19 protein-coding genes are annotated in these 20,323 nt (G+C 46.6%); 11 read left to right on the top strand and 8 right to left on the bottom strand.

Going from position 1 to position 20,323, the window contains the following annotated elements; all coding sequences use genetic code 11:
- Window positions 1-24 precede the first annotated feature (24 nt).
- From LSG37_RS01150 to pseC, 8 genes are read right to left on the bottom strand one after another with little or no spacing between them, the layout of a single operon-like run.
- Window positions 25-750, bottom strand: coding sequence for an SDR family NAD(P)-dependent oxidoreductase (locus LSG37_RS01150; RefSeq protein WP_233078025.1), 726 nt, complete (start codon window positions 748-750; stop codon window positions 25-27).
- Complete coding sequence (locus LSG37_RS01145; protein ID WP_233078024.1) at window positions 743-2,029, bottom strand: class I adenylate-forming enzyme family protein; 1,287 nt, start codon at window positions 2,027-2,029, stop codon at window positions 743-745. Before LSG37_RS01145 ends, LSG37_RS01150 begins: the two co-directional genes overlap by 8 nt.
- Window positions 2,030-2,032: 3 nt before the next feature.
- Window positions 2,033-2,293 (bottom strand): acyl carrier protein, encoded by a 261-nt coding sequence (locus LSG37_RS01140; protein ID WP_233078023.1) that lies wholly within the window; start codon window positions 2,291-2,293, stop codon window positions 2,033-2,035.
- Between the two features lie 16 nt (window positions 2,294-2,309).
- Complete coding sequence (pseH, locus tag LSG37_RS01135) at window positions 2,310-2,894, bottom strand: UDP-4-amino-4,6-dideoxy-N-acetyl-beta-L-altrosamine N-acetyltransferase (protein ID WP_233078022.1); 585 nt, start codon at window positions 2,892-2,894, stop codon at window positions 2,310-2,312.
- 4 nt (window positions 2,895-2,898) lie between these two features.
- Window positions 2,899-3,960: a pseudaminic acid synthase gene (gene pseI, locus LSG37_RS01130; RefSeq protein ID WP_233078021.1), complete on the bottom strand. Its 1,062-nt coding sequence runs from the start codon at window positions 3,958-3,960 to the stop codon at window positions 2,899-2,901.
- Window positions 3,961-3,988: 28 nt separating this feature from the next.
- On the bottom strand, window positions 3,989-5,080 hold the full coding sequence (gene pseG, locus LSG37_RS01125; RefSeq protein WP_233078020.1) for a UDP-2,4-diacetamido-2,4,6-trideoxy-beta-L-altropyranose hydrolase: 1,092 nt from the start codon (window positions 5,078-5,080) through the stop codon (window positions 3,989-3,991).
- The gene (pseF, locus tag LSG37_RS01120) at window positions 5,077-5,766 is read right to left on the bottom strand and encodes a pseudaminic acid cytidylyltransferase (protein WP_233078019.1); all 690 of its coding nucleotides are present in this window, start codon (window positions 5,764-5,766) and stop codon (window positions 5,077-5,079) included. The genes pseG and pseF overlap by 4 nt, the downstream gene beginning before the upstream one ends.
- 6 nt (window positions 5,767-5,772) lie before the next feature.
- Window positions 5,773-6,996 carry a UDP-4-amino-4,6-dideoxy-N-acetyl-beta-L-altrosamine transaminase gene (pseC, locus tag LSG37_RS01115; protein WP_366515538.1) on the bottom strand — a complete coding sequence of 408 codons (1,224 nt, stop codon included), beginning with the start codon at window positions 6,994-6,996 and terminating at the stop codon, window positions 5,773-5,775.
- A gap of 239 nt (window positions 6,997-7,235) precedes the next feature.
- On the opposite strand from pseC, the gene LSG37_RS01110 reads away from it, so the two are divergent.
- The 11 genes from LSG37_RS01110 (at window position 7,236) to LSG37_RS01060 (ending at window position 20,210) form a co-directional block, all read left to right on the top strand.
- Window positions 7,236-8,033 carry a flagellin gene (locus LSG37_RS01110; RefSeq protein WP_233078018.1) on the top strand — a complete coding sequence of 266 codons (798 nt, stop codon included), beginning with the start codon at window positions 7,236-7,238 and terminating at the stop codon, window positions 8,031-8,033.
- Window positions 8,034-8,161: 128 nt separating this feature from the next.
- Window positions 8,162-9,613, top strand: coding sequence for a sigma-54 dependent transcriptional regulator (locus tag LSG37_RS01105; RefSeq protein ID WP_233078017.1), 1,452 nt, complete (start codon window positions 8,162-8,164; stop codon window positions 9,611-9,613).
- 122 nt (window positions 9,614-9,735) lie between these two features.
- Complete coding sequence (locus tag LSG37_RS01100) at window positions 9,736-10,854, top strand: sensor histidine kinase (protein ID WP_233078016.1); 1,119 nt, start codon at window positions 9,736-9,738, stop codon at window positions 10,852-10,854.
- The gene (locus LSG37_RS01095; protein ID WP_233078014.1) at window positions 10,841-12,196 is read left to right on the top strand and encodes a sigma-54-dependent transcriptional regulator; all 1,356 of its coding nucleotides are present in this window, start codon (window positions 10,841-10,843) and stop codon (window positions 12,194-12,196) included. Before LSG37_RS01100 ends, LSG37_RS01095 begins: the two co-directional genes overlap by 14 nt.
- A 241-nt stretch (window positions 12,197-12,437) precedes the next feature.
- Entirely contained in the window at window positions 12,438-12,779 is a 342-nt protein-coding gene (gene fliE / locus LSG37_RS01090; protein ID WP_233078013.1) for a flagellar hook-basal body complex protein FliE, read from the top strand.
- A gap of 16 nt (window positions 12,780-12,795) precedes the next feature.
- Window positions 12,796-14,514 carry a flagellar basal-body MS-ring/collar protein FliF gene (gene fliF / locus LSG37_RS01085; protein WP_233078012.1) on the top strand — a complete coding sequence of 573 codons (1,719 nt, stop codon included), beginning with the start codon at window positions 12,796-12,798 and terminating at the stop codon, window positions 14,512-14,514.
- Window positions 14,507-15,541: a flagellar motor switch protein FliG gene (gene fliG, locus LSG37_RS01080; RefSeq protein ID WP_233078011.1), complete on the top strand. Its 1,035-nt coding sequence runs from the start codon at window positions 14,507-14,509 to the stop codon at window positions 15,539-15,541. Before fliF ends, fliG begins: the two co-directional genes overlap by 8 nt.
- A 22-nt stretch (window positions 15,542-15,563) precedes the next feature.
- Window positions 15,564-16,367: a flagellar assembly protein FliH gene (fliH, locus tag LSG37_RS01075; RefSeq protein WP_233078009.1), complete on the top strand. Its 804-nt coding sequence runs from the start codon at window positions 15,564-15,566 to the stop codon at window positions 16,365-16,367.
- Window positions 16,368-16,409: 42 nt separating this feature from the next.
- The gene (gene fliI, locus LSG37_RS01070) at window positions 16,410-17,747 is read left to right on the top strand and encodes a flagellar protein export ATPase FliI (RefSeq protein ID WP_233078008.1); all 1,338 of its coding nucleotides are present in this window, start codon (window positions 16,410-16,412) and stop codon (window positions 17,745-17,747) included.
- 3 nt (window positions 17,748-17,750) lie between these two features.
- Window positions 17,751-18,191: a flagellar export protein FliJ gene (fliJ, locus tag LSG37_RS01065; protein ID WP_233078007.1), complete on the top strand. Its 441-nt coding sequence runs from the start codon at window positions 17,751-17,753 to the stop codon at window positions 18,189-18,191.
- A gap of 123 nt (window positions 18,192-18,314) precedes the next feature.
- Window positions 18,315-20,210 (top strand): flagellar hook-length control protein FliK, encoded by a 1,896-nt coding sequence (locus LSG37_RS01060; protein WP_233078006.1) that lies wholly within the window; start codon window positions 18,315-18,317, stop codon window positions 20,208-20,210.
- The last annotated feature ends 113 nt before the right edge of the window (window positions 20,211-20,323 follow it).

Genomic DNA, 20,323 nt, shown 5'->3' with positions numbered 1-20,323 from the left:
TCTATCTTTATACTTATTTAGTACTCAGGCCGTACTACCAGCATCCACTGTAATCACAGTACCTGTGATAGCAGCAGCCTGCTCGTTAAGCAAATACAAGACTGCAGCCGCAGCATCATCCGTAGTAGCCAGCCTGCCCAGCGGGCTGCGGCGTTTGACGCTTTCCAGCTTATCGCCTTGCAGGCTATTGGTCATGTCAGTTTGCATATAGCCGGGTGCAACGCAATTCACGGTAATACCTGCTTTGCCAACTTCTCGCGCCAGCGATTTGCTGAAACCTTCCAGTGCGGCTTTGCTGGCGGCGTACACACTTAATCCATTAAAACCAGTTCGGGCGATAATAGATGAAATATTAATGATACGTCCGCTCTGATTTAGCAGCATTGGCCTTAACAGGTATTTGCTGAGCAGAATTGGGGCCTGCACATTAATATTCAGCAGACTGGAGATTTCACTGTTGTGCATGGTTGCCAGCACACCGTCATAACCGACTGCTGCATTATTAATCAGCGCATAAGGACGACCGTATTGTTTTACCAGCGCGCCGCAAAGGGTTGGCAGCTGTTCCAGGTCGGCCAGATCTACAGCAGTAAAATATAGTCTTTTATCGTTATGCAGCTGCAATTGCTGCAATTCGTTCGACAAGGTACGGGCAAGTGCAAGCACTTCATAACCTGCAGCAAGTAGTTGACGGCAAATAGCTAACCCCAGACCTCGGCTGGCGCCGGTAACAATCACTAACTTAGCCATGAGGCTCCTTTCTACTCAATTTGCCAGTGGCATTCGTACTTAAGCTATCAACAAAGTTAAATCGGGTGGGGATCTGGTAGCGTGCCAGTTGCTGCTGGCAATGTTCAACTAGTAAGGGTTGCAGTTTGGAGTGATCAGCGTTAGCGACAACAACAATATCCGCCACCACCAACTGGCCAAGCACACTGCTGGCTTTGGCATATACTTTGGCCTGTAATACATCCGCTATTTGCAATAACACCTGCTCTACTTGTTCAGGGTGTACTTTATTGCCACCAACATTGATGACGCCACTGTCGCGGCCTAGAAATTGTACGCGGTCATTTTGAATATGGACTAAATCGCCTGTGTCCAGATAACCCTCGCTATCAAGACGTTTGGCGAGGTTGCTATCTGGCGTGTGAGGAAGTTTTAGCCAAAGGTGTTGTTGTCCGTCGATTTTAAATGCCAGGCCACTATGATTAGTACCTAACCAGCTCAGCGGAAAACCTGTCTTTTGGTCAGAAACAGCAAAGCCCACGCCTACTTCTGTCGAAGCATAAATATGTAATATACGGGCGGAAGGAAACAAAGTAGATAGCTTGTTCAGCAAGCCCTGATCGGCAATTTCGCCACCTAGTGTCAATTGGACAAGGGGGAGTTGATGCAAGCGGCCAGTCATCAGCAATTGACGCCATAACGACGGTGTTGCTGATAATGCTGTAACATCTGAGCTTAACATCATCTCTATACGCTGTTCTGCATCGCCACTGCTGCAATCGCTGATACAAGCTCCAGACATCATACTTTGCAGCAATACCTGTAAACCGGCAAAGCGGGTGGGTTGATAACATAGTCCCCAATGCAGTGTGCTTTGATCAACCGATATCTTGACCGCGCGGCTTAAGCTGGCAAAAGTATGTGCAATCCATTTAGGTGTTCCGGTAGTGCCCGATGTTGCCAAATACCAGCGGGTTTCTTGGCTACCAATAGTTGAGTGCATTGCAGAGTGCTGTTTAACTGAGGTTTCACTGGGCCATTGTTGAACCAGCTCCGGTATATCCAGAGCAGTTTCAGGCAATAGATACAAGGCGCTGCTCCAGCCATCAAATGCCAGCAGTGCGATAAGAAACGATGGCAGAGTCGTGTAGTGTAAAGCTATTGCCTGTTTCTGTAACTGTGGATACTGCAGACGTATTGCTATGGCACCTGCAATGAGTTGCTGGTAGCCGACCTGTTCACTACCGGTCAGTGCTGTACCACTGTAATTTGCTTGCTGTAATTGTTGCAGCAGGTCCATTATCTATTCGTTCCCGCCCTGCTGTGCCTGACGATAAATAGTAACGAATTCGGCAAAGGTGCGTGGATACACAGCAATCTGCATTTGGCTGAACGGGTCAATGCCCAGATCTTCTTCCAATTGGGCGACCAGCATGGCAAAGCCAAGAGAATCAAGACCACTTTGAAGAAGCACTGTGTCATCGGTGATATCAGCTATCAGCTTGCAGTTGGCGATAATGGCTACCTGAGCCAGAGTATTACGAATAGTTTGTTCCAGTTTCACGGTATCAATCAGCCTATTAAGTAAATTGAATAAGATCGGCGGCAGCACAGATTTGTTTGGGCAATCTCGCCAATACCCGAATGCGATTTTTCCGCCATTCATCAAGTTCATAGCTGAATACGTTAACCATATAAGGTTCATCGTTACGCATTTGACCCGGTCGGTCTGGCAGGGGCTGATAGCCAAAAAATTCATGCATCCTTACGACACTTTGGTTAAAGGATAACACTTCGGCATAAAGACTGCTTAGCTCGATTTGAGTGGCAGCATAATCCAGCGCAGCAATTTCAAGCAATAAACCTGAGCCTGGCCAGACATCGGTTTCGCCGAGATAACAGCCCCATTCGATCACTCCCTGACTGCGCTGACTAAAGTTTAATACGCCTATAGGTCGATCGTTCTGTTTAAAGATAAATACTTGCCGGCTTTCATCAGATTGCAGCTTATCAAACCAACTTAAATGTTCTTGCCAACTGATAGGAGCATCATTGTGCATATTGCGCCGAATTTCACTCTGATTACGCCAGTGCCATACTCTTTCTAAATCTGCAGCGGTTAAAGCACTAAAATGGCTTATCGGATAAGTTTTGATGCCAGTCATAAACTTACAAATACTCCCAGCTCATTGCAGTGCCTTTTTTCGCTGATTTTTTAATGGGTTTACCCAATAGCATTGGCAGATATTTCGGCTCCAGTCCAAGTCCTGGCCGGATTGAACGTAGGTTTTGCGGTGTGAACATATCACCAGCCTGCATATCTTCAGCGATGTACAGCGAGCGGCGGAATTTGCGTGAAGCTTGTTCTTTTTCTGTGCCACCATAAGTCACTTTCCCCAGAGCAACAGCAGTGCGTTTGCATTCCTTGACCAGAGCACTGAATTCTTCCGGCTCAAGCGAGAACTCTGCATCGACTCCACCTTCAGCTCTATCCAGAACAAAGTGTTTTTCAATCACGGTCGCACCCAAAACTACACTTGCGACCGCAACACCAATGCCTGCCGTATGGTCAGATAACCCTACCTGGCAATCAAATAAAGTAGCCATATGTGGGATGGTAGCCAGATTGGCGTCAACAGGGTCTGCCGGGTAATGGCTGGTGCATTTTAATAAAATTAACTGTTGGCAGCCGTTGGCTCGTAATACTGCGACTGATTCTGACAATTCGGTTTGTGTAGCCATACCTGTTGACATAATTACTGGTTTACCAGTTTTCGCAACGGCGGCCAGTAAAGCATGGTCGCTGTTTTCAAAAGAGGCAATTTTATAACAAGGTACATCCAGTGATTCTAAAAAATCCACCGCGGTTAAATCAAAAGGGGTGCTGAACGCCAGCATGCCGTGGCTTTTGGCTCGTTCAAAAATGGCTTTATGCCAGTCCCATGGTGTATAGGCGATCTGATACAACTTATACAAAGTGGTGCCGTGCCAGAGGCTGTTTTTATCTTCGATGTAAAACTCGCCTGTGTCTATATCCAGCGTCATGGTGTCGGCTGTGTAGGTTTGTAATTTAATGGCCTGAGCGCCAGCCGCAGCTGCTGCATCTATCATCTCCAGCGCTTTATCCAGTGACTGATCATGATTGCCGGACAGCTCAGCAATAATTAAAGGCGGATGAGAAGGTCCAACCCAATGCTGGCCTAACTGAATATCCAAAAGTGCTTTGCTCATCTGTATTTTCCTGTACTGCTGTTGGCCTTTAATGCCGGCCCTGAAATTCTGTGTTGAGTAAATCTACAATAGCAGCACAACCGCCGCCTTGCGGCACCAGTTGTTTGGCTTGTTTTGACATCTGTTGCAACTGCTCTGGATTATCCAGCAACTGCTGCAGCTCTTGTGCTAGCAACGCTGCTGTTAAATCCTGACCTGGCCCCAGATAAACACAAGCTCCTGTATCGGCTAAGCACAAGGTGCTGGCCAACTGGTTTTCTGCCAAAGTCACCACCACAGCAGGTAAAGCCAAAGCACAGCGCTCCCAATGGGTGGAACCACCTGCACCTATCATTAAAGTGGCTTGACTCATCAACTTTGCCATCTGTGGCGTATTCACATATAAAGTAAAACGACTGTCTTTAGCACAGAGCTTTTCAAGCTCAATCCTGTGTGGATTGGCCAAGCCTATGACTATATCGGCATGAAAGTCAGTTTTCTGAAGTTGTTGTAAGGCCAAAATGGTTAAATTGGTTAAATTCAGCTCGTCTGTACCACCGTAAAACACTAAAAAGCGCAGTTGATCGGCTTTTGTCGTTCGTTGATAAGTTGCAAATTCCGGACGTAGCAGCACATAAGAGGGGCCTAACAGCAGCTGAGCGTCTTTATTCACTAGTAAGTCATACCTGTTGTGCAGCTGCGGGTAAAGGTTTTGATCCAACAAATAATCACAGTGATGAGGCCTGTTAGCTAAGTCATCAATCACCAGCAATTTGCGATAAAAACTTGTCATTGCCTGTTCAAATGTTTTGGACAAGCCGTAGTGGTCAATCACTAATAAATCGACAGGTTGTTGCAGTTGCCCAATAAGCTCTGTCGCATCCTGCTGCTCTGTTACGCCAAGCCAGGCGGCATAGCCTGTGGCTTGGGTATTTGTCGCAGGAGCTGTTAATTCAAGGACGTCTAAACCTTGATCACGCAACCACTGAATTAAATTGCCGGAATGAGCGCGACAGGCAAAAACAACAGACCAACCTGATTGCTGTAATGCTTTGGCCAGGGTCAGGCAACGCATCAGATGGCCTGAACCTATCACTGCGGATGCATCGACCCGAAATAGCGCTTTTCTGCTGACTGTCATAGCTGCCTTAACAGCAGTTGATGTAAAAGTTCAGCCCGCAGCCAGTCGTCTGCTGTGTCTATATCCTGCACCAAATACTGTGGCAGCTCATACAAATATGAGCTTGGCGAAAACACCGGTTTTGCATCTTGCCAGCTTTGAGCACGACCACAATAAAACTGGCCTGCATCATGAAAAGTTTCAGGCAAGTCCTGTGATCGTTTAGGAATAGATGCTGGGTCTACTGCACTGACTTTGCCTGACTCAGAGCGATACAAAGCACGCTGAATAGGAAAACTAAAACGACAACCAGAGAATACATAGTCTAAAGCGGGATCCTGCTGCAGTTGCTGCATGGCCTCTTTTAGCATATCCGCTTGAAGCAGAGGGGCTGTGGCGTAGATGCAGGCAACCAATTCGGGTTTGAGTTGATGCTGCTGTGCCCAGCTGATCGCATGGCGAACTACAGCTGAGGTGCCAGTGTGATCGTCTGATAATTCGGCAGGGCGGATAAAAGGCACTTTGGCGCCAAAGCTTTGCGCCACAGCTGCAATTTCTGCATCATCTGTTGATACCCACACTTCATCAAAAGCCGCAGATAACAAAGCGGCTTCGATAGACCAGCCAATCATGGCTTTGCCATTAAAGTCTTTGATGTTTTTACGCGGAATACGTTTACTGCCGCCGCGTGCCGGAATAATGGCCATTTTCACTTAATGTAAAAGCTCAATGAGGTTTGAACAAACAAAATCAATTTCATCCTCTGAAAGTTGAGGATGAAGGGGTAACGTAAGAATCTTTTTGTAAAATAGTTCAGCTTTGGGGAAATCGCCTTCCTTAAATCCAAGGTTTGTATAAAAAGGCTGTAGATGTACAGGAAAATAGTGGACATGAACCTGAATCCCTCTAGCTCTCATAGTATCAAAAACACTTCGTCTAATTGATTCATCATGAAGCTTTATGATTTGCAGATGTCTTGCGCTAAAACAATCGTGTAAAGGTTCAACTATGTCCAGTGGCTGCTCTTTAAGTAATTTTCGGTATTGACCTGATAAGGTGTTTCTTCTGGCAGTAAAGCTGTCTATCGATTTCAGTTGGCTTAAGCCCAGAGCTGCCTGTAAATCAGTGATTCTATAGTTGAAACCAAGGCTATGTTGTTCATAATACCAATCTCCCTCATCTAGTCTCACCAGTTCATTTTGTTCTTTTGTTATACCGTGACTGCGCAACATCATTAAAGTTTTTGCTAACTCAGGGTCATTTGTTGTGGCTAATCCTCCCTCAGCTGTAGTTATTATTTTTACAGGATGGAAACTGAATACACATATATCGCTGAATTCACATGCTCCAATTTTTTTGTGATTGAAACTACCTCCTATTGCATGAGAGGCATCCTCAATAACTCGAAATCCGTATATTTTGGCAAGTTTATCAATCTCTTCCATATCACAGCTATGGCCAGCCAGATGGACGGGTATGACCACTTTAGGGAGTCTGCCTTGCTGTTTGGCTTGTGCCAGTTTCGCAGCTAAGGACAATGTACACATATTTCCTGTGGCTATGTCCACATCTACAAAGTCAATCGATGCCCCGCAATAAAGAGCACTATTTGCCGAAGCCACGAATGTTATTGGGGATGTCCAAACCAGATCTCCAGGGCCTACGCCTAAGGCTAAGTTTGCGATATGCAAGGCGGAAGTTGCGCTGTTAACGGCAACAGCAAACTTACAATTGGTATAGTCGCTAATGGCCTTCTCAAACTCTTTGATTTTAGGCCCCTGCGTCAGGTTACTATTTTTAAGGACGTCAACTACAGCGTTGATATCGGCATCACTTATACATTGTTTACCGTAAAGAATCATGTTCGCCCCAGTTTGTTGTAATTGTTCTGTCTGCCGCAAGTAAGAACTTTGTGACCCACATTTGTGGTGTTTCACAATGTGCTCTTGTCGTCATAAAACTGACAGTCATATTGGATCTATACCCACTGTAACAAACCTTAGCATAATTTATTCCACTATTAAAAAATCCTTTTTAAATAGGCGCTTAGCTTAGAATCATCTGGTTATAACTTTATTGTCTAAAAAAAGCACAGTTTAAAGCTTGGGCAGACAGCTCATTTTGAGGTAGACTCCTTTCATAGCCAATCCGTTTCGGAATAGCCTGAGGTAGTAGTATGAAAATCGGTAGCTCTTTCGCCAATGAAAACCAGCTGAAATTCAATTCCAATGAATCTGAAAATTTGCTGAAGAAATTAGCCACTGCACGTCGTATCAACAGCGCTGCTGACGATGCTGCCGGATTACAAATTGCCAACCGTTTAACTCAGAGTGCCAATGCTTCAGCTCAGGGCACCCAGAATGTGTACGATGGTATCTCTTTAGCTACTGTGGCCGATCAAGGCTTGCAGGGCGTGACAGATAATCTGAATGAAATGGGCCGTTTAGCTGTGCAGGCTGGTAGTGGTATTTTAACTGCTTCAGACCGTCAGGCCTTGCAAAAACAAGCTGATGCTTACTCCGCCAGTATTCAGGACCAAATTAAAAATACTGAATTTGCCGGCATCAAATTATTTGATCAGGATGGCTCTATCCCTGTAGGAACAGGCAATGGCAGTATCAGTATTAAAACTCAGGATTTATCCACTAAGTTAACTGATTCAGGTGCTTTTAGTATTGATTTGTCTTCTGCCGAAAGTGCAGAGGCTTCGCTGAAGTCTATTCAGAGTTCTTCACAACTGGTGGATAACAACAGAACGGATTTAGGCGCTACTATTAACGCTTTACAGTCTACAGCCCGTAATTTGCAAACGCAGAATGTAAACGAGCAGGAAGCCATCAGCCGTATTCAGGATCTGGATTATGCTAAAGCGGTCACAGAACAAGTGGCAGCCGGTGTTCGTGAACAAGCTTCTATTTCTGTGATTAGCCAGGGCCGTGTTTCTGAACAACAAGCCTTAAAGCTGTTAGCTTAATTTTTAATTCTGTTTTCCTCTTATAAAACGCTATTTTTTTGACACCAGTGTCAAAAAAATAGCGTTTTACCTTGCAACCTCAGACAAGCTTTGTAGAATGATAAAAAAGCAGTAAAAGTCTGAGTCTTATGACCACCAAGCTCTACATTCTTGATCAGCAGGAACAACGAACCTCTCGTTTAGGCGCTGTGCTGAGTTTTATTTCTGAAACTCATCAGTTGTTGAACTACCACGAACTGGACCAGCATTTACATGCAGGCTCACAAGCTGTGATTTTATTAGGGGCTTTGTCCAGTCAGGATCATGAACAGCTGATCCGTCGTTATCCGGCTTGTGCTTTTTTGTTGCTGGGTGAAACTCTGAAACATCATTTAGGTTTAGCCAATGTGGTTGGCTTACTGACCGAACCTTTCTCTTACGCTTCTTTTACCCAGTTACTGCGGGATTGTCAGGAGTACCAACGGTTATTGCCAGGCCAGAAAGGCCAATGTGAGCAATCGCGTTTTATTGGCATGGTTGGCCAAACTCAGGCTATGCAGCAGGTCCGTTTCCTGATCCAACAAGTGGCCAAAACTGACGCAAATGTATTAATTCTTGGAGATTCAGGCACAGGAAAAGAAGTGGTTGCCCGTAATATTCATGTGTTATCAAACCGTCATCAGGGGCCTTTTGTACCACTGAACTGTGGTGCTATTCCGGCCGAACTATTAGAAAGCGAGTTGTTTGGTCATGAAAAAGGTGCTTTTACCGGTGCGATTTCCACCCGTAAAGGCCGCTTTGAATTGGCACAGGGCGGAACTCTGTTTCTGGATGAAATTGGTGATATGCCTTTGCCTATGCAGGTGAAGTTATTAAGAGTGCTGCAAGAGCGGATTTATGAGCGGGTAGGCGGCAGTCAGCCTATTCGTGCTGATGTGCGTATTATTGCGGCGACTCATAGAGCGCTGGAAAACATGATTGAAGAAGGGCGTTTTCGTGAAGACTTATTTTATCGCCTGAATGTCTTTCCTATTGAAACCCCGGCTTTACGTGACAGAAGCGATGACTTACCTTTGTTGGTACAGGAACTGATTATCCGCACTGAGCAGCAAGGTCATGCCAAAGTAAAATTTACCGAAAGGGCGCTGGAGAGTTTAAAACTGCACCCATGGCCTGGTAATGTGCGTGAGCTGGCTAATCTGGTGGAACGTATGGCTATTATGTTTCCAAATCAAGTGGTGGATGTGGCTGAACTCCCACAAAAATACCGCCATCTGGAAGTGGAAACTTATGTGCCTGTTTATCCGGATGCCTTGCTGGAGCGGGATGCCATTAACGAATTATTCCAAAGCAGTGACGATGACGACGAAAGCACTGACGAGCTGATTTTCCCTCAAGCAGGCAGCATTGAAGTCTTGCCGGAGCAGGGCATGGATTTAAAAGAGTTTTTAGCTGAACTGGAAATTTCTTTAATTACTCAGGCACTGGAACGGCACGACTATGTAGTTGCAAGAGCTGCAGATGTTCTGTGTTTGCGCCGTACAACTCTGGTAGAGAAGATGCGTAAATACAATTTAATGCGTGATGAAAGCCAAGCCTGATAGCTGAACTGTCAAAAAAATGACCTGTTAAGTTATTGATTTTACATACCTTAAATCTGTAATGAATTGTGGCATGTCTTGTGCATTTGAATGGCTAGTGTCAATTCATTTGCAGAGACGTTATGAGTACCGCCAAAGCTTATGCTTATGTTGCAGCAGAAATGCAGCCACAAGCGCAGCCAGAAGTACCGGCAGCAACTGCCATTCATACGGCCCGTCAGGCCCGTCGCCTGCAGCATTTAGTCAATAACCTGCCAACAGCCGTTATAGTGCTGGATGAGCGGGGTTATGTGGCTGAGGCTAATCCCGTTGCTATTTCTATCTTAGGCGAACCCTTAGTGGGGCAGCGCTGGCTGGATGTGATAGCGCGCTCGTTCCGGCCCCGCAGCGATGACGGTATGGAAGTGTCCTTATTAGATGGGCGCAGAGTCAAACTGGCAATCAGTTCCTTAGAGCCTGAAGCAGGGCAGTTGATTGTATTAACTGATCTGACTGAAACCCGTCAGTTGCAAAGCCGACTGGCTCATTTACAGCGTTTATCTACCCTTGGCAAAATGATGGCGTCCTTGGCGCATCAAATCCGCACTCCATTATCCTCAGCTTTGTTATATGCCCAGAATTTAACCAGTCCTAAATTGAACCCAAATTCGCGTGAGCAATTTCAGCATAAGCTGGTGGCCCGTCTGGTGGATTTAGAACAGCAGGTCAATGACATGCTGTTATTTGCCCGCGCAGGACGAGAGCAGCAAGTAGAAGCCTTATCTTTGCAGCAACTGCTGACCGAGGTGTTTGCAGGTGTTGAGGCTTTGGTGGAGCAACAGCAAAGTCAAATCAGTGTGCAGCTACCAGAACCTGATGTGCAAATTCTGGGAAACCCACGCAGCTTAGCTGGTGCTATTCAGAATTTATTGCAAAACAGCATGCAAATCATTGGTCAGGGGGCGGTGCTGAAACTCGAAGCCCGCTTAGATACTGTTAATCCTCAGTTAGTGATGATAGCGGTCGAAGACAATGGCCCTGGTGTACCAGAGCATTTACAACAACAAATTTTTGAACCCTTTTTTACCACCCGTAGTCAGGGCACTGGCCTTGGACTGGCGGTTGTGCAGGCCGTGGCTCACTCTCACAATGGCACTATTCGTTATTGCACTTCAGCCCAGGGGGGCGCTCGTTTTGAATTATTGTTTCCCGTCTATGTGCCTGTAACTGCAGGTCAGGAGTTAAGTTATGCAAACAACTAGTATTTTGGTCGTTGAAGATGATGCCGGTTTACGCGAAGCATTGTGTGACACGCTGAGTCTGGCGAATTATCAGGTGGTGCCAGCCCAAAGTGCTGAACAAGGCTTGCAGCTGTTAAAAGAGCATAAAATCTCTTTGCTGATCAGTGATGTGCAAATGGGCACTATGTCAGGTTTAGATTTACTCAAGACGGTGAAACTGAATTACCCCTCTTTGCCTGTGTTGATGATGACGGCTTACGCTAACGTCAATGACGCGGTAGTGGCAATACGCAATGGTGCTGTGGATTATCTGGCGAAACCATTTTCTCCTGAAGTACTGATCAATATGGTAAGCCGCTATGCGTTAGGCGCAGAAGTGGCGACTATTGAACCTGTAGTGCATTCAGAGCAGGGCAAACAGCTGGTCAAATTGGCAGCGAAAGTCGCCCGTTCTGATGCCAATGTGCTGGTGTTGGGGCCAAGTGGTTCTGGTAAAGAAGTTCTGGCACGTTATATCCATCAGCAAAGTGGTCGTCCCGATGGTCCTTTTGTGGCTATTAACTGTGCTGCTATTCCGGAAAATATGCTGGAAGCCACCTTGTTTGGTTACGAAAAAGGTGCTTTTACCGGCGCTATACAGGCTTGCCCCGGCAAGTTTGAACAAGCCCAGCAAGGTACTATTTTGCTGGATGAAATCAGTGAAATGGATTTAAACCTGCAGGCGAAATTACTGCGGGTGTTGCAGGAACGCGAAGTGGAGCGTTTAGGTGCACGTAAAACTATTAAACTGGATGTGCGGGTGATTGCCACAAGTAACAGAGATTTAAAACAAGCTGTGGCCGAAGGCAAATTCCGCGAAGATTTGTACTATCGTCTGAACGTATTCCCTCTGACCTGGACTGCATTAGCAGAACGTCCGGCTGACATAGTGCCGCTGGCGATGCATTTATTAGAAAGGCATTGTCGTAGCACAGGTATGCCTCAGCCTCTGTTAAGTTATGCAGCTCAGCACAAACTGACGCAACATTACTGGCCAGGTAATGTGCGTGAGTTGGATAACATAGTACAACGCGCACTGATTATTTGTGATGGCGAACAAATTAATGCGGCCGACATTTTGTTGGAATCAGCCCCCAATATGATGGACAGCATGCCTGATGCAGCTCTGACTCAGGCCGGTGAGCTGGATGTCAGTGTGTTTAAATCTGAAATTTACGAGCAGGAACACCGTATTATTCTGGAAACTATGCGTGCTTGTGCCAATAGCCGCAAAGAAGTGGCCGAGCGGTTGGGGATCAGTGCCCGTACCTTAAGATACAAACTGGCCCGGATGCGAGAGTCTGGTATTCAGTTACCTGCTTAAACCCACAGGTCAGAGCTTCGGCTCTGACCTTCTGTTTACTGCCTTCAAATCAGTATTTCAGCCCCTGCCTAACCTTCCTTGCTTTAATTTAAGTAACTGTTTTAAATTGACATTTAAACTCTGCAGCCTCCTTGAAACCCTATTAAGAGCAGAGCCAAAGTTCAGACCCTCAATACTGGCACGATCCCTGCTTTATCTCTGTTAATCGTAGTAATAGCAATATTTTGACAGGTCACAGCAGATGAACATTCAAGGTCAAGGTCACAGTCTTTATCAGGAACTTCAGTCCCTCGCTTCACAAGCCCGAAGTGTGCCTTCAGAAATGGCCATTCCGGCTATCCCTGAGCAAAATACCAGCCAATCTGATTTCTCCGCCATGCTCAAAGGTGCGCTGGATAAAGTGAATGGCTTGCAAGGAGAGAGTCGGCAACTTAGTACGGCCGTTGAAATGGGTGACCCTAAAGTGTCTTTGGCTCAGGCCATGATTGCCGGGCAAAAAGCCTCTTTAGCCTTTGAAGCCACAGTGCAGGTGCGAACCAAGCTGGTTGAAGCCTATAAAGAAATTATGTCGATGCCGGTCTAAGGCGGGGGATTAAAACGTGGCAGAAAGTACCTCAACTGAACTGGCAATTTCGTCAGATGATTTTGGCAGCAGCACTGCGGTGCAGCAAGAGCAGAAATCCGGCTTCCTTGGCTCTATGGGCGGTGGCATGGATATGGTGCGGCAAATCAGTCTGATTGTCGCTTTAACTATCTGTATTGCATTAGCTGTGCTGATTATTTTGTGGGCCCGCGAGCCTGATATGCGTCCTTTAGGTACTTTTGAAACCAAAGAGCTGATTGAAACTTTGGACTATCTGGATAGCCAGAAAGTAGATTACAAACTCGAAGGCCAGGTGGTGATGGTGTCCGGTAAAGAATATCAGGATATTAAGCTGAAACTGGCACGTGCTGGTTTACAGCAGCAACAAACCACCGGCGATGAAATTCTGATGCAGGACAGTGGTTTTGGCGTCAGCCAGCGTTTAGAGATGGAACGGTTAAAACACAGCCGCGAACAGCAACTGGCCCGTACTATCGAACAATTCCAAAGTATTGCTACCGCCCGTGTGCTGCTGGCAATTCCAAAAGAGAATATTTTTGCCCGCCGTGAAAAACAACCGTCAGCTACTGTAATGGTGACAGTTCGTGGTGGTAAAAGCTTAAAAGACGGTGAAGTCGATTCGATAGTCGATTTAGTGGCTTCTGCGGTACAAGGTCTTGAACCCAGCCGTGTGACTGTGACGGATCAAAATGGTCGTCTGCTGAATAGTGGCTCGCAAGACGCGTCATCAGCCCGTAGTCGCAAAGAATACGAGATGGAACGCGCTCGTGAAGAAGAATATCGTCAGAAAATTGACTCCATTTTAATCCCTGTGCTGGGCGTAGATAACTACACAGCTCAGGTTGATTTATTAATGGATTTTACTGCTGTTGAACAAACGCAAAAACGTTTTAATCCTGATTTACCTGCAGTGCGCAGCGAAATGAGCATTGAAGAAAACAGCGTGGGTGGTGGCTTAGGCGGCATTCCTGGTGCTTTAACCAACCAGCCGCCACTGAACAGCGCTATTCCTGAACAAGCAGTGGGAGCGGATGCCAGTAAACCTGTGGTGCCTGGTCGCAATACCAAAGAAATGACCCGTAACTATGAACTGGATACCACCATCAGTCATTCGACTCAGCAGTCCGGTGTGATCCGTCGGATCAGTGTTTCTGTTGCTGTGGATTATATGCCAGGTACAACAGCAGCCGATGGCACTGTGACTGAACCACAAATACGTTCTCAGGCTGAAATTGCCAATATCCGTCGTTTATTGCAAGGAGGCATTGGTTTTGATGTACAACGGGGCGATACTATAGAAGTTGTCTCTGTGCCTTTTGCCCGCAGTATTATGGCTGAAGCTGTTGAACCTCCTATTTACGAGCAGGAATGGTTTGCCCGTATGCTGAAGCTGGTGATGGGTACACTGATTATTATCGTGTTGATTGTTGCTGTGGTTCGTCCAATGTTGAAGAAACTGATTTACCCTGAAGATACTCAGGATGTTTATGATGAATCTTCTTTAAGCAGTGGTCTGGATCTGGGTGACGATACTCTGGATATGTTAACCCGCGAGTTTGATGCGAAGTCTGTAGGTTTCGCTGCGGATGGCACATTGATGCTGCCAGACTTGCATGGTGATGAAGATCTGTTAAAAGCGGTTCGGGCTCTGGTTGCGAATGAACCTGAATTGTCCTCATTGGTCGTTAAAAATTGGTTAGCCGAAGATGAGTAATGTTGAAAACACCAAGCCGAGCTTTGACGTAGGCAAATTAGATGGCGTCGAGAAAGCCGCCATCCTGTTGCTGAGTTTGTCAGAAGAGGACGCTGCACAGATTTTAAAACACCTGGAGCCAAAACAAGTGCAAAAGGTGGGCATGGCGATGGCGCAGATCGATGATCTGAACCAGGCCAAAATTGCCGCTGTGCACCGGCTTTTTATCGAGCAAATTCAGAATTTCAGTACTATCGGCTTCCAGAGCGAAGACTTTATCCGCCGTGCTTTAACTGCGGCCTTAGGTGAAGAGAAAGCCTCGAATCTGATTGACCAGATTATTCTGGGTGGTGGCGCCAAAGGCCTGGACTCATTGAAATGGATGGACTCGAAGCAGGTGGCGAATATCATCCGCAACGAACACCCTCAGATCCAGACTATTGTTTTGTCCTATTTAGAGCCGGAACAGTCTGCCGAAATTCTGTCGCAGTTCCCGGAAAAAGTGCGTTTAGACTTAACTATGCGTATTGCCAACCTGGAAGAAGTACAACCAGCGGCACTGCAAGAATTAAACGAAATTATGGAGAAACAGTTTGCTGGTCAGGCTGGTGCTCAGGCCGCGAAAATGGGCGGCTTAAAAGCTGCGGCCGATATTATGAACTACCTCGACACCAATGTTGAAGGTCAGTTGATGGATGCTATTCGTGAACATGACGAAGAAATGGCACAACAAATTCAGGATCTGATGTTTGTATTTGAAAACCTGATCGACGTGGACGACAGGGCCATTCAGACCATTCTGCGTGAAGTACAGCAGGATGCGTTGATGAAAGCATTGAAAGGCGCTGATGGTGACTTAAAAGAGAAGATCCTGAAAAATATGTCCAAACGGGCGGCTGAATTGCTGAACGATGATTTGGAAGCCATGGGACCAGTTCGTGTCAGCGAAGTGGAAGCGGCACAAAAAGATATACTGTCAGTGGCGCGTCGTCTGGCGGATGCCGGCGAAATTATGCTGGGTGGTGGTGGTGGTGAAGACTTCCTGTAACAGGATTGTGGAGTAAAGCTGTATGACCATGGATCCTTTCAGAACCAAACAACCTTTTGCGCCAACGGATGAGTTATTGGAACTACTCAAACGTTGGCCAAGTCCTGAACTGACATCAGATAAAAAGGCTCCGCTTGGAAAAACCAATGCGTTGAATAAAACACTGCCAACACAAAAGGTTGCCGCAGTAGCAGTAGAAGAAGACACTGAACTGGACATCAAGCCTCTGACGGCTGACGATATTGAACAAATACGTCAGGCCGCTTTTGATGAAGGTTTTGCTCAAGGTAAAGAAGAAGGTTTTTCTAAAGGTTACGAAGAAGGCCGCGAACAGGGCAGTGCTGATGGTTTGACCCAAGGCCAGGCCGAAGGTAAAAAACTGGGCTTAGAGCAAGCCACTGAAGAAATCGAGCAGAAAAAGCAGGAACTGGCTGCCTTGCTGGATCAGTTGCAACAGCCTTTATTGCAAATCGATCAGCAGGTAGAGCAGCAACTGCTGCAACTTTGTCTGGCCATGGCAGAAGCTGTGATTGCTGTTGAAGTGAAAACTAATCCACAGGTTATTTTAAAAACACTGTCTGATGCGACGGCTGTATTACCACTGCAAACCGAACATATTCTGATCAAACTTCATCCTGATGATATTGCTGTGCTTGAACAGCATTTCAGTGCAGAGCAATTAGCAGAGCGGCATTGGCAATTGCGCTCAGACCCGGCTATTGAACGCGGTGGTTGTCTGCTGGAGACCCCATTATCTTCGATGGACAGAAGTATTAAACACAGATTGCAAAGCAGTCTGGAGCATTTCTTGCATTCTCCTGATTAATATCAAGCTCTGTCTTGTTGCAGGCTTTGTTTAAGGAGTTTTATGTCGTCGTCACAGTTAGCCGCTAACTTAAAGCAACAGCTGCAGCATATTCAAAAAAGCAGGCCCAATCTGGCCGGACGTTTGGTTCGGGTCGTCGGGCTGACTCTGGAAGCTACAGGCTGCACCGCGGCTATAGGCCAGACTTGTCATGTTGAAACCGCATCCGGTCAGTTATTTGCAGAAGTGGTGGGTTTTGCCAACGATCGTATTTTTTTAATGCCTAAAGATGATGTGTCAGGTGTAGTGCCTGGTGCAAAAGTGACTCCTTTAAATGATTTCAAAGGGGTGCCTTTAACCATGGCATTGCTCGGGCGGGTTATTGACGGTGCGGGTAAACCACTGGATGGCAAAGGGCCGATTTTAAGTCAGGAATTTGGCGGCGCGAAAAAACCTCCTATTAATCCATTACAACGTCAGCCTATTCATGCCCCGCTGGATGTAGGCGTACGCGCTATCAACAGCATTATTACCGTAGGCAAAGGCCAGCGTATGGGGTTGTTTGCAGGCTCAGGTGTAGGTAAGTCTGTGCTTTTGGGCATGATGACCCGCGGTACTGCCGCTGATGTGATAGTGGTTGGTTTAGTCGGTGAGCGGGGCCGTGAGGTTAAAGAGTTTATTGATGAAATTCTCGGTGAAGAAGGCCGCAAACGTTCTGTGGTCGTGGCGGCTCCTGCCGATGTATCACCACTCATGCGTTTAAAAGGCTGCGAAACTGCAGTGCAGGTGGCTGAATATTTCCGGGAGCAAGGGCTTGATGTGTTACTGCTGCTTGATTCCATCACCCGTTATGCTCAGGCGCAGCGGGAAATTGCTTTGGCTGTAGGTGAACCCCCAGCCACTAAGGGCTATCCGCCTTCGGTATTTGCCAAATTACCGGCACTGGTCGAAAGGGCTGGTAATGGTGCTGTGGGTCAGGGGTCTATCACCGCTTTTTATACCGTATTGTCTGAAGGCGATGATTTACAAGACCCTATTGCTGATGCGTCCCGTGCTATTTTGGATGGTCACATAGTTCTTTCGCGTCAGCTCGCTGACAGCGGTCATTTTCCCGCCATCGATATTGAAAAGTCGATCAGCCGGGTTATGCCTGCGGTGACCAGTATGGAACACCAAAAACTGGCCCGTGCTGTAAAGCAGTTATATGCCTCTTACCAGCAAAGCAAAGATTTAATTTCAATTGGTGCTTATGTCAAAGGTGCCGATCCGCAACTGGATGCCGCTGTAACACTAATGCCAAAGATCCGTGGTTTCTTACAGCAGGAAATGAAAGATATTGTGCCTTATGACGAAAGTCTGACACAACTGGATAAACTCTTGCCTGCTCACTTAGGACGCTAATTTATGGCCCTTGCACAGCTTCAATTGTTGGTGAAAGTCCAGCAGGAAAAAGAAGACAAATTACATGCACAGTACAGAGCTGCACTACAGAACTACCAGTCGATGCAGCAAAAATATCAGGGGCTGGCCGATTATCGTATTGAGTATGTACAACAAACTCAAAGCCGCGGCCAACAAGGTATGGCGGGCCGCAGTTTTAATCAATATCTGAACTTCATTGGTAAGCTGGATGCAGCTTTAACGGCGCAGCAGCAGTACGTGCAACAAGCCAAGGCCAGTGCCGATCAGCGTTTGCTTCAGCTACTGGAGATGCAGAAAAAACGTAAAGCGCTGGAAATACTGATTGAACGGGAACTGGCAGAAGTACAACGTAAAGCGGACAAACAAGAGCAAAAAATGTTGGATGAAATAGCCTCTCAGCAATTTTTCCGCAGAGTCAGTTAAGTGTGGCGCGTATTTTGTATGTCTTTTCTATTATGTAGTTTGCTCATTCATGTATTGCCTGCTCCATACAGGCACTAACAAGCAAAAGCAGCACAGCTGCTTGCATCCGGACCGGAGTGATCGATGGCTGAATTATTATCAATGACACTGCTTAGCCCTGAGCCCGTCTTAGCAGCAAAGCCACAAGCTGGGTTGTCAAACGACGGTTCTACAGAGCCGGATCAAAGTTTTGCCGCTACTTTGGCTGCTGAGGTAAATGGCAAAGCGCCGGAAAAATCAGCTAAATCTGTTGCTAAAACGCGGCAGAATAATGCCTCAGAAGTGTCGGATCTGCACAAATCGTCTGAAAACCAGAGTGCTGGCACAGCCGACACTAAAAGCGAGGCCGCCGGATCTGCGGTGACTACTAGCCCTTCAGAAGTTAAAGATGACAAAACACTGACTGAAGCTGAAGTGGAACTGGTGATCGCTGAAAAAGGCGAAGCAGAACAATCACATTGGTTAAACTTGCTGGAAAAAGCAAAAACTTTGCATGAACGTTTAACCAAAGCTGAAAAAGCAGAACCCGATTCTATAGTAGTCGTAGGGCCGAAAGTTGATAAAAACTGGCCAGGAATGATAGGCGACCCGGCAGAGATCAAGGCCGCAGGAAAACAGGTGGCAGATCCAGCAACAACGGCGCAAGGTGCTGAGGCTTTAGCGGCCACTGAGCACGAAGGTGCTGTTGTGCTGAAAAATCTGCCGCTGGCAAGTCAAGACTCAGAGCAGCATCTGACAGCAGAAGAGTTAAAAGCTTTAAAGCTGATTTCGCCAGCAGATAAAAACCTGTCAGTAAAAAATGACGCTGTTGATACCCCATTAAAACAAGCCAGCGTAGCTCAATTGGCTCAAAAAACACCGCAGGATGGTCAGCAGAGCTTGTCTGAAACCCTAACGGAACAGGCTGCGGACCAGGCTCTGGTTAAAATCCAAAAAGACACAAGCCTTGATCAGAGCAAAGTTTCAGCTCAGATTGAGAAATCATTAAAAAGCCTGGTTGATACCGGGAAAACTGAGCCTGCAGAGGCTGAAACTAAAGAGCCGACTGCAGTGGTAGGGATTAATAAAGCTGTGGTTCAATCAGAGCAGCCCAATTTGCCTAAAGGGGTTAGCCTGACTGTTGCACAGTCTGAAGAGCAGGAGTCTGAGACCGAAAACCTGAGCACACAAGCTTCGACTGCTGATCCAAAAGCCTCAATACAGGCTCAAAGTGCAGCTGCAGTATTAGCTCCGGTGGTCAAACAAAGCAAAGTTGTGCCATCAGAAGCTAAAGTGACGACTGAAGAGGTCTTAAAACAAATTCAAACAGCTACTCTGTCCGCTCAGGGAGAGCAAGGAGCATCATCTTCTTCCGGTGAGTCCGGTCAGCAGAGTAAAGCTGAAACCTTGCTCAGCGTTATTGAGCAGCAAAAAAGCAGTAACCCTGTCGCGACAGAAATCAATACATTTAGCAGTCAGTTAAAATCCAGTCTGGAAAAAGCCAGCGCAGCGCTTACTGTCACAGCTCGTGACCTCGTGTCAGAGCAAAGTCAAAAGCCGGTGGACCCGCTTGGACAGAAACTGAATTTGATCCAGCCAGAAGCTTCAAATCAGTTAAAAGAAAAGATGCTGATGATGGTAAAAGACAAAGTGCATACCGCTGAAATTCGACTGGATCCTTCAGAATTAGGCTCGATGCAGATCAAAATAAGTTTGCAGCAGGACCAAATGTCGGTGCAGTTTATGGTGCAGCAGGGCAATGCCAAAGAGTTGATGGAGCAACAAATGCCAAAACTCAAAGAATTATTGCAACAGCAAGGCATTGAACTGAGTCAGGGCTCGGTACAGCAGCAAAACCAATCTTCTTCAGGTCAGGAAGGAGGGCGCCGTACCGCCGGTGGTCAAGCTGTGGGCACTGCTGCTGATGGTTCTGAGCAGGTAAATGATCCAGCCCTGGTGCCGACGAAGAATCCAGACCGCGTGGTGGACTATTACGCCTAAAGATCAGAAAGCAGCTGGTTTTGAGCAGAGCAAAACAGGCCGTATCCCTTTTGTTTTTGTTCATAAGAGCAGAAAAACGGCAGATGCACAGTTAGAGATTGCCTTTGATGAAT

The organism is Rheinheimera soli (assembly GCF_021290985.1).
GTDB classification, from domain to species: Bacteria; Pseudomonadota; Gammaproteobacteria; order Enterobacterales; family Alteromonadaceae; genus Pararheinheimera; species Pararheinheimera soli.
The sequence above is the reverse complement of the archived record's forward strand: the minus strand, read 5'-3'. Positions and strand labels throughout refer to the sequence as shown.

What these genes read in the sequence shown, in the direction of transcription:
- LSG37_RS01150 (WP_233078025.1), bottom strand. Translation starts at nt 750, where the DNA reads ATGGCTAAGTTAGTGATTGTTACCGGCGCCAGCCGAGGTCTGGGGTTA.
- LSG37_RS01145 (WP_233078024.1), bottom strand. Translation starts at nt 2,029, where the DNA reads ATGGACCTGCTGCAACAATTACAGCAAGCAAATTACAGTGGTACAGCA.
- pseH (WP_233078022.1), bottom strand. Translation starts at nt 2,894, where the DNA reads ATGACTGGCATCAAAACTTATCCGATAAGCCATTTTAGTGCTTTAACC.
- pseI (WP_233078021.1), bottom strand. Translation starts at nt 3,960, where the DNA reads ATGAGCAAAGCACTTTTGGATATTCAGTTAGGCCAGCATTGGGTTGGA.
- pseG (WP_233078020.1), bottom strand. Translation starts at nt 5,080, where the DNA reads ATGACAGTCAGCAGAAAAGCGCTATTTCGGGTCGATGCATCCGCAGTG.
- pseF (WP_233078019.1), bottom strand. Translation starts at nt 5,766, where the DNA reads ATGGCCATTATTCCGGCACGCGGCGGCAGTAAACGTATTCCGCGTAAA.
- LSG37_RS01110 (WP_233078018.1), top strand. Translation starts at nt 7,236, where the DNA reads ATGAAAATCGGTAGCTCTTTCGCCAATGAAAACCAGCTGAAATTCAAT.
- LSG37_RS01105 (WP_233078017.1), top strand. Translation starts at nt 8,162, where the DNA reads ATGACCACCAAGCTCTACATTCTTGATCAGCAGGAACAACGAACCTCT.
- LSG37_RS01100 (WP_233078016.1), top strand. Translation starts at nt 9,736, where the DNA reads ATGAGTACCGCCAAAGCTTATGCTTATGTTGCAGCAGAAATGCAGCCA.
- LSG37_RS01095 (WP_233078014.1), top strand. Translation starts at nt 10,841, where the DNA reads ATGCAAACAACTAGTATTTTGGTCGTTGAAGATGATGCCGGTTTACGC.
- fliE (WP_233078013.1), top strand. Translation starts at nt 12,438, where the DNA reads ATGAACATTCAAGGTCAAGGTCACAGTCTTTATCAGGAACTTCAGTCC.
- fliG (WP_233078011.1), top strand. Translation starts at nt 14,507, where the DNA reads ATGAGTAATGTTGAAAACACCAAGCCGAGCTTTGACGTAGGCAAATTA.
- fliH (WP_233078009.1), top strand. Translation starts at nt 15,564, where the DNA reads ATGACCATGGATCCTTTCAGAACCAAACAACCTTTTGCGCCAACGGAT.
- fliI (WP_233078008.1), top strand. Translation starts at nt 16,410, where the DNA reads ATGTCGTCGTCACAGTTAGCCGCTAACTTAAAGCAACAGCTGCAGCAT.
- fliJ (WP_233078007.1), top strand. Translation starts at nt 17,751, where the DNA reads ATGGCCCTTGCACAGCTTCAATTGTTGGTGAAAGTCCAGCAGGAAAAA.
- LSG37_RS01060 (WP_233078006.1), top strand. Translation starts at nt 18,315, where the DNA reads ATGGCTGAATTATTATCAATGACACTGCTTAGCCCTGAGCCCGTCTTA.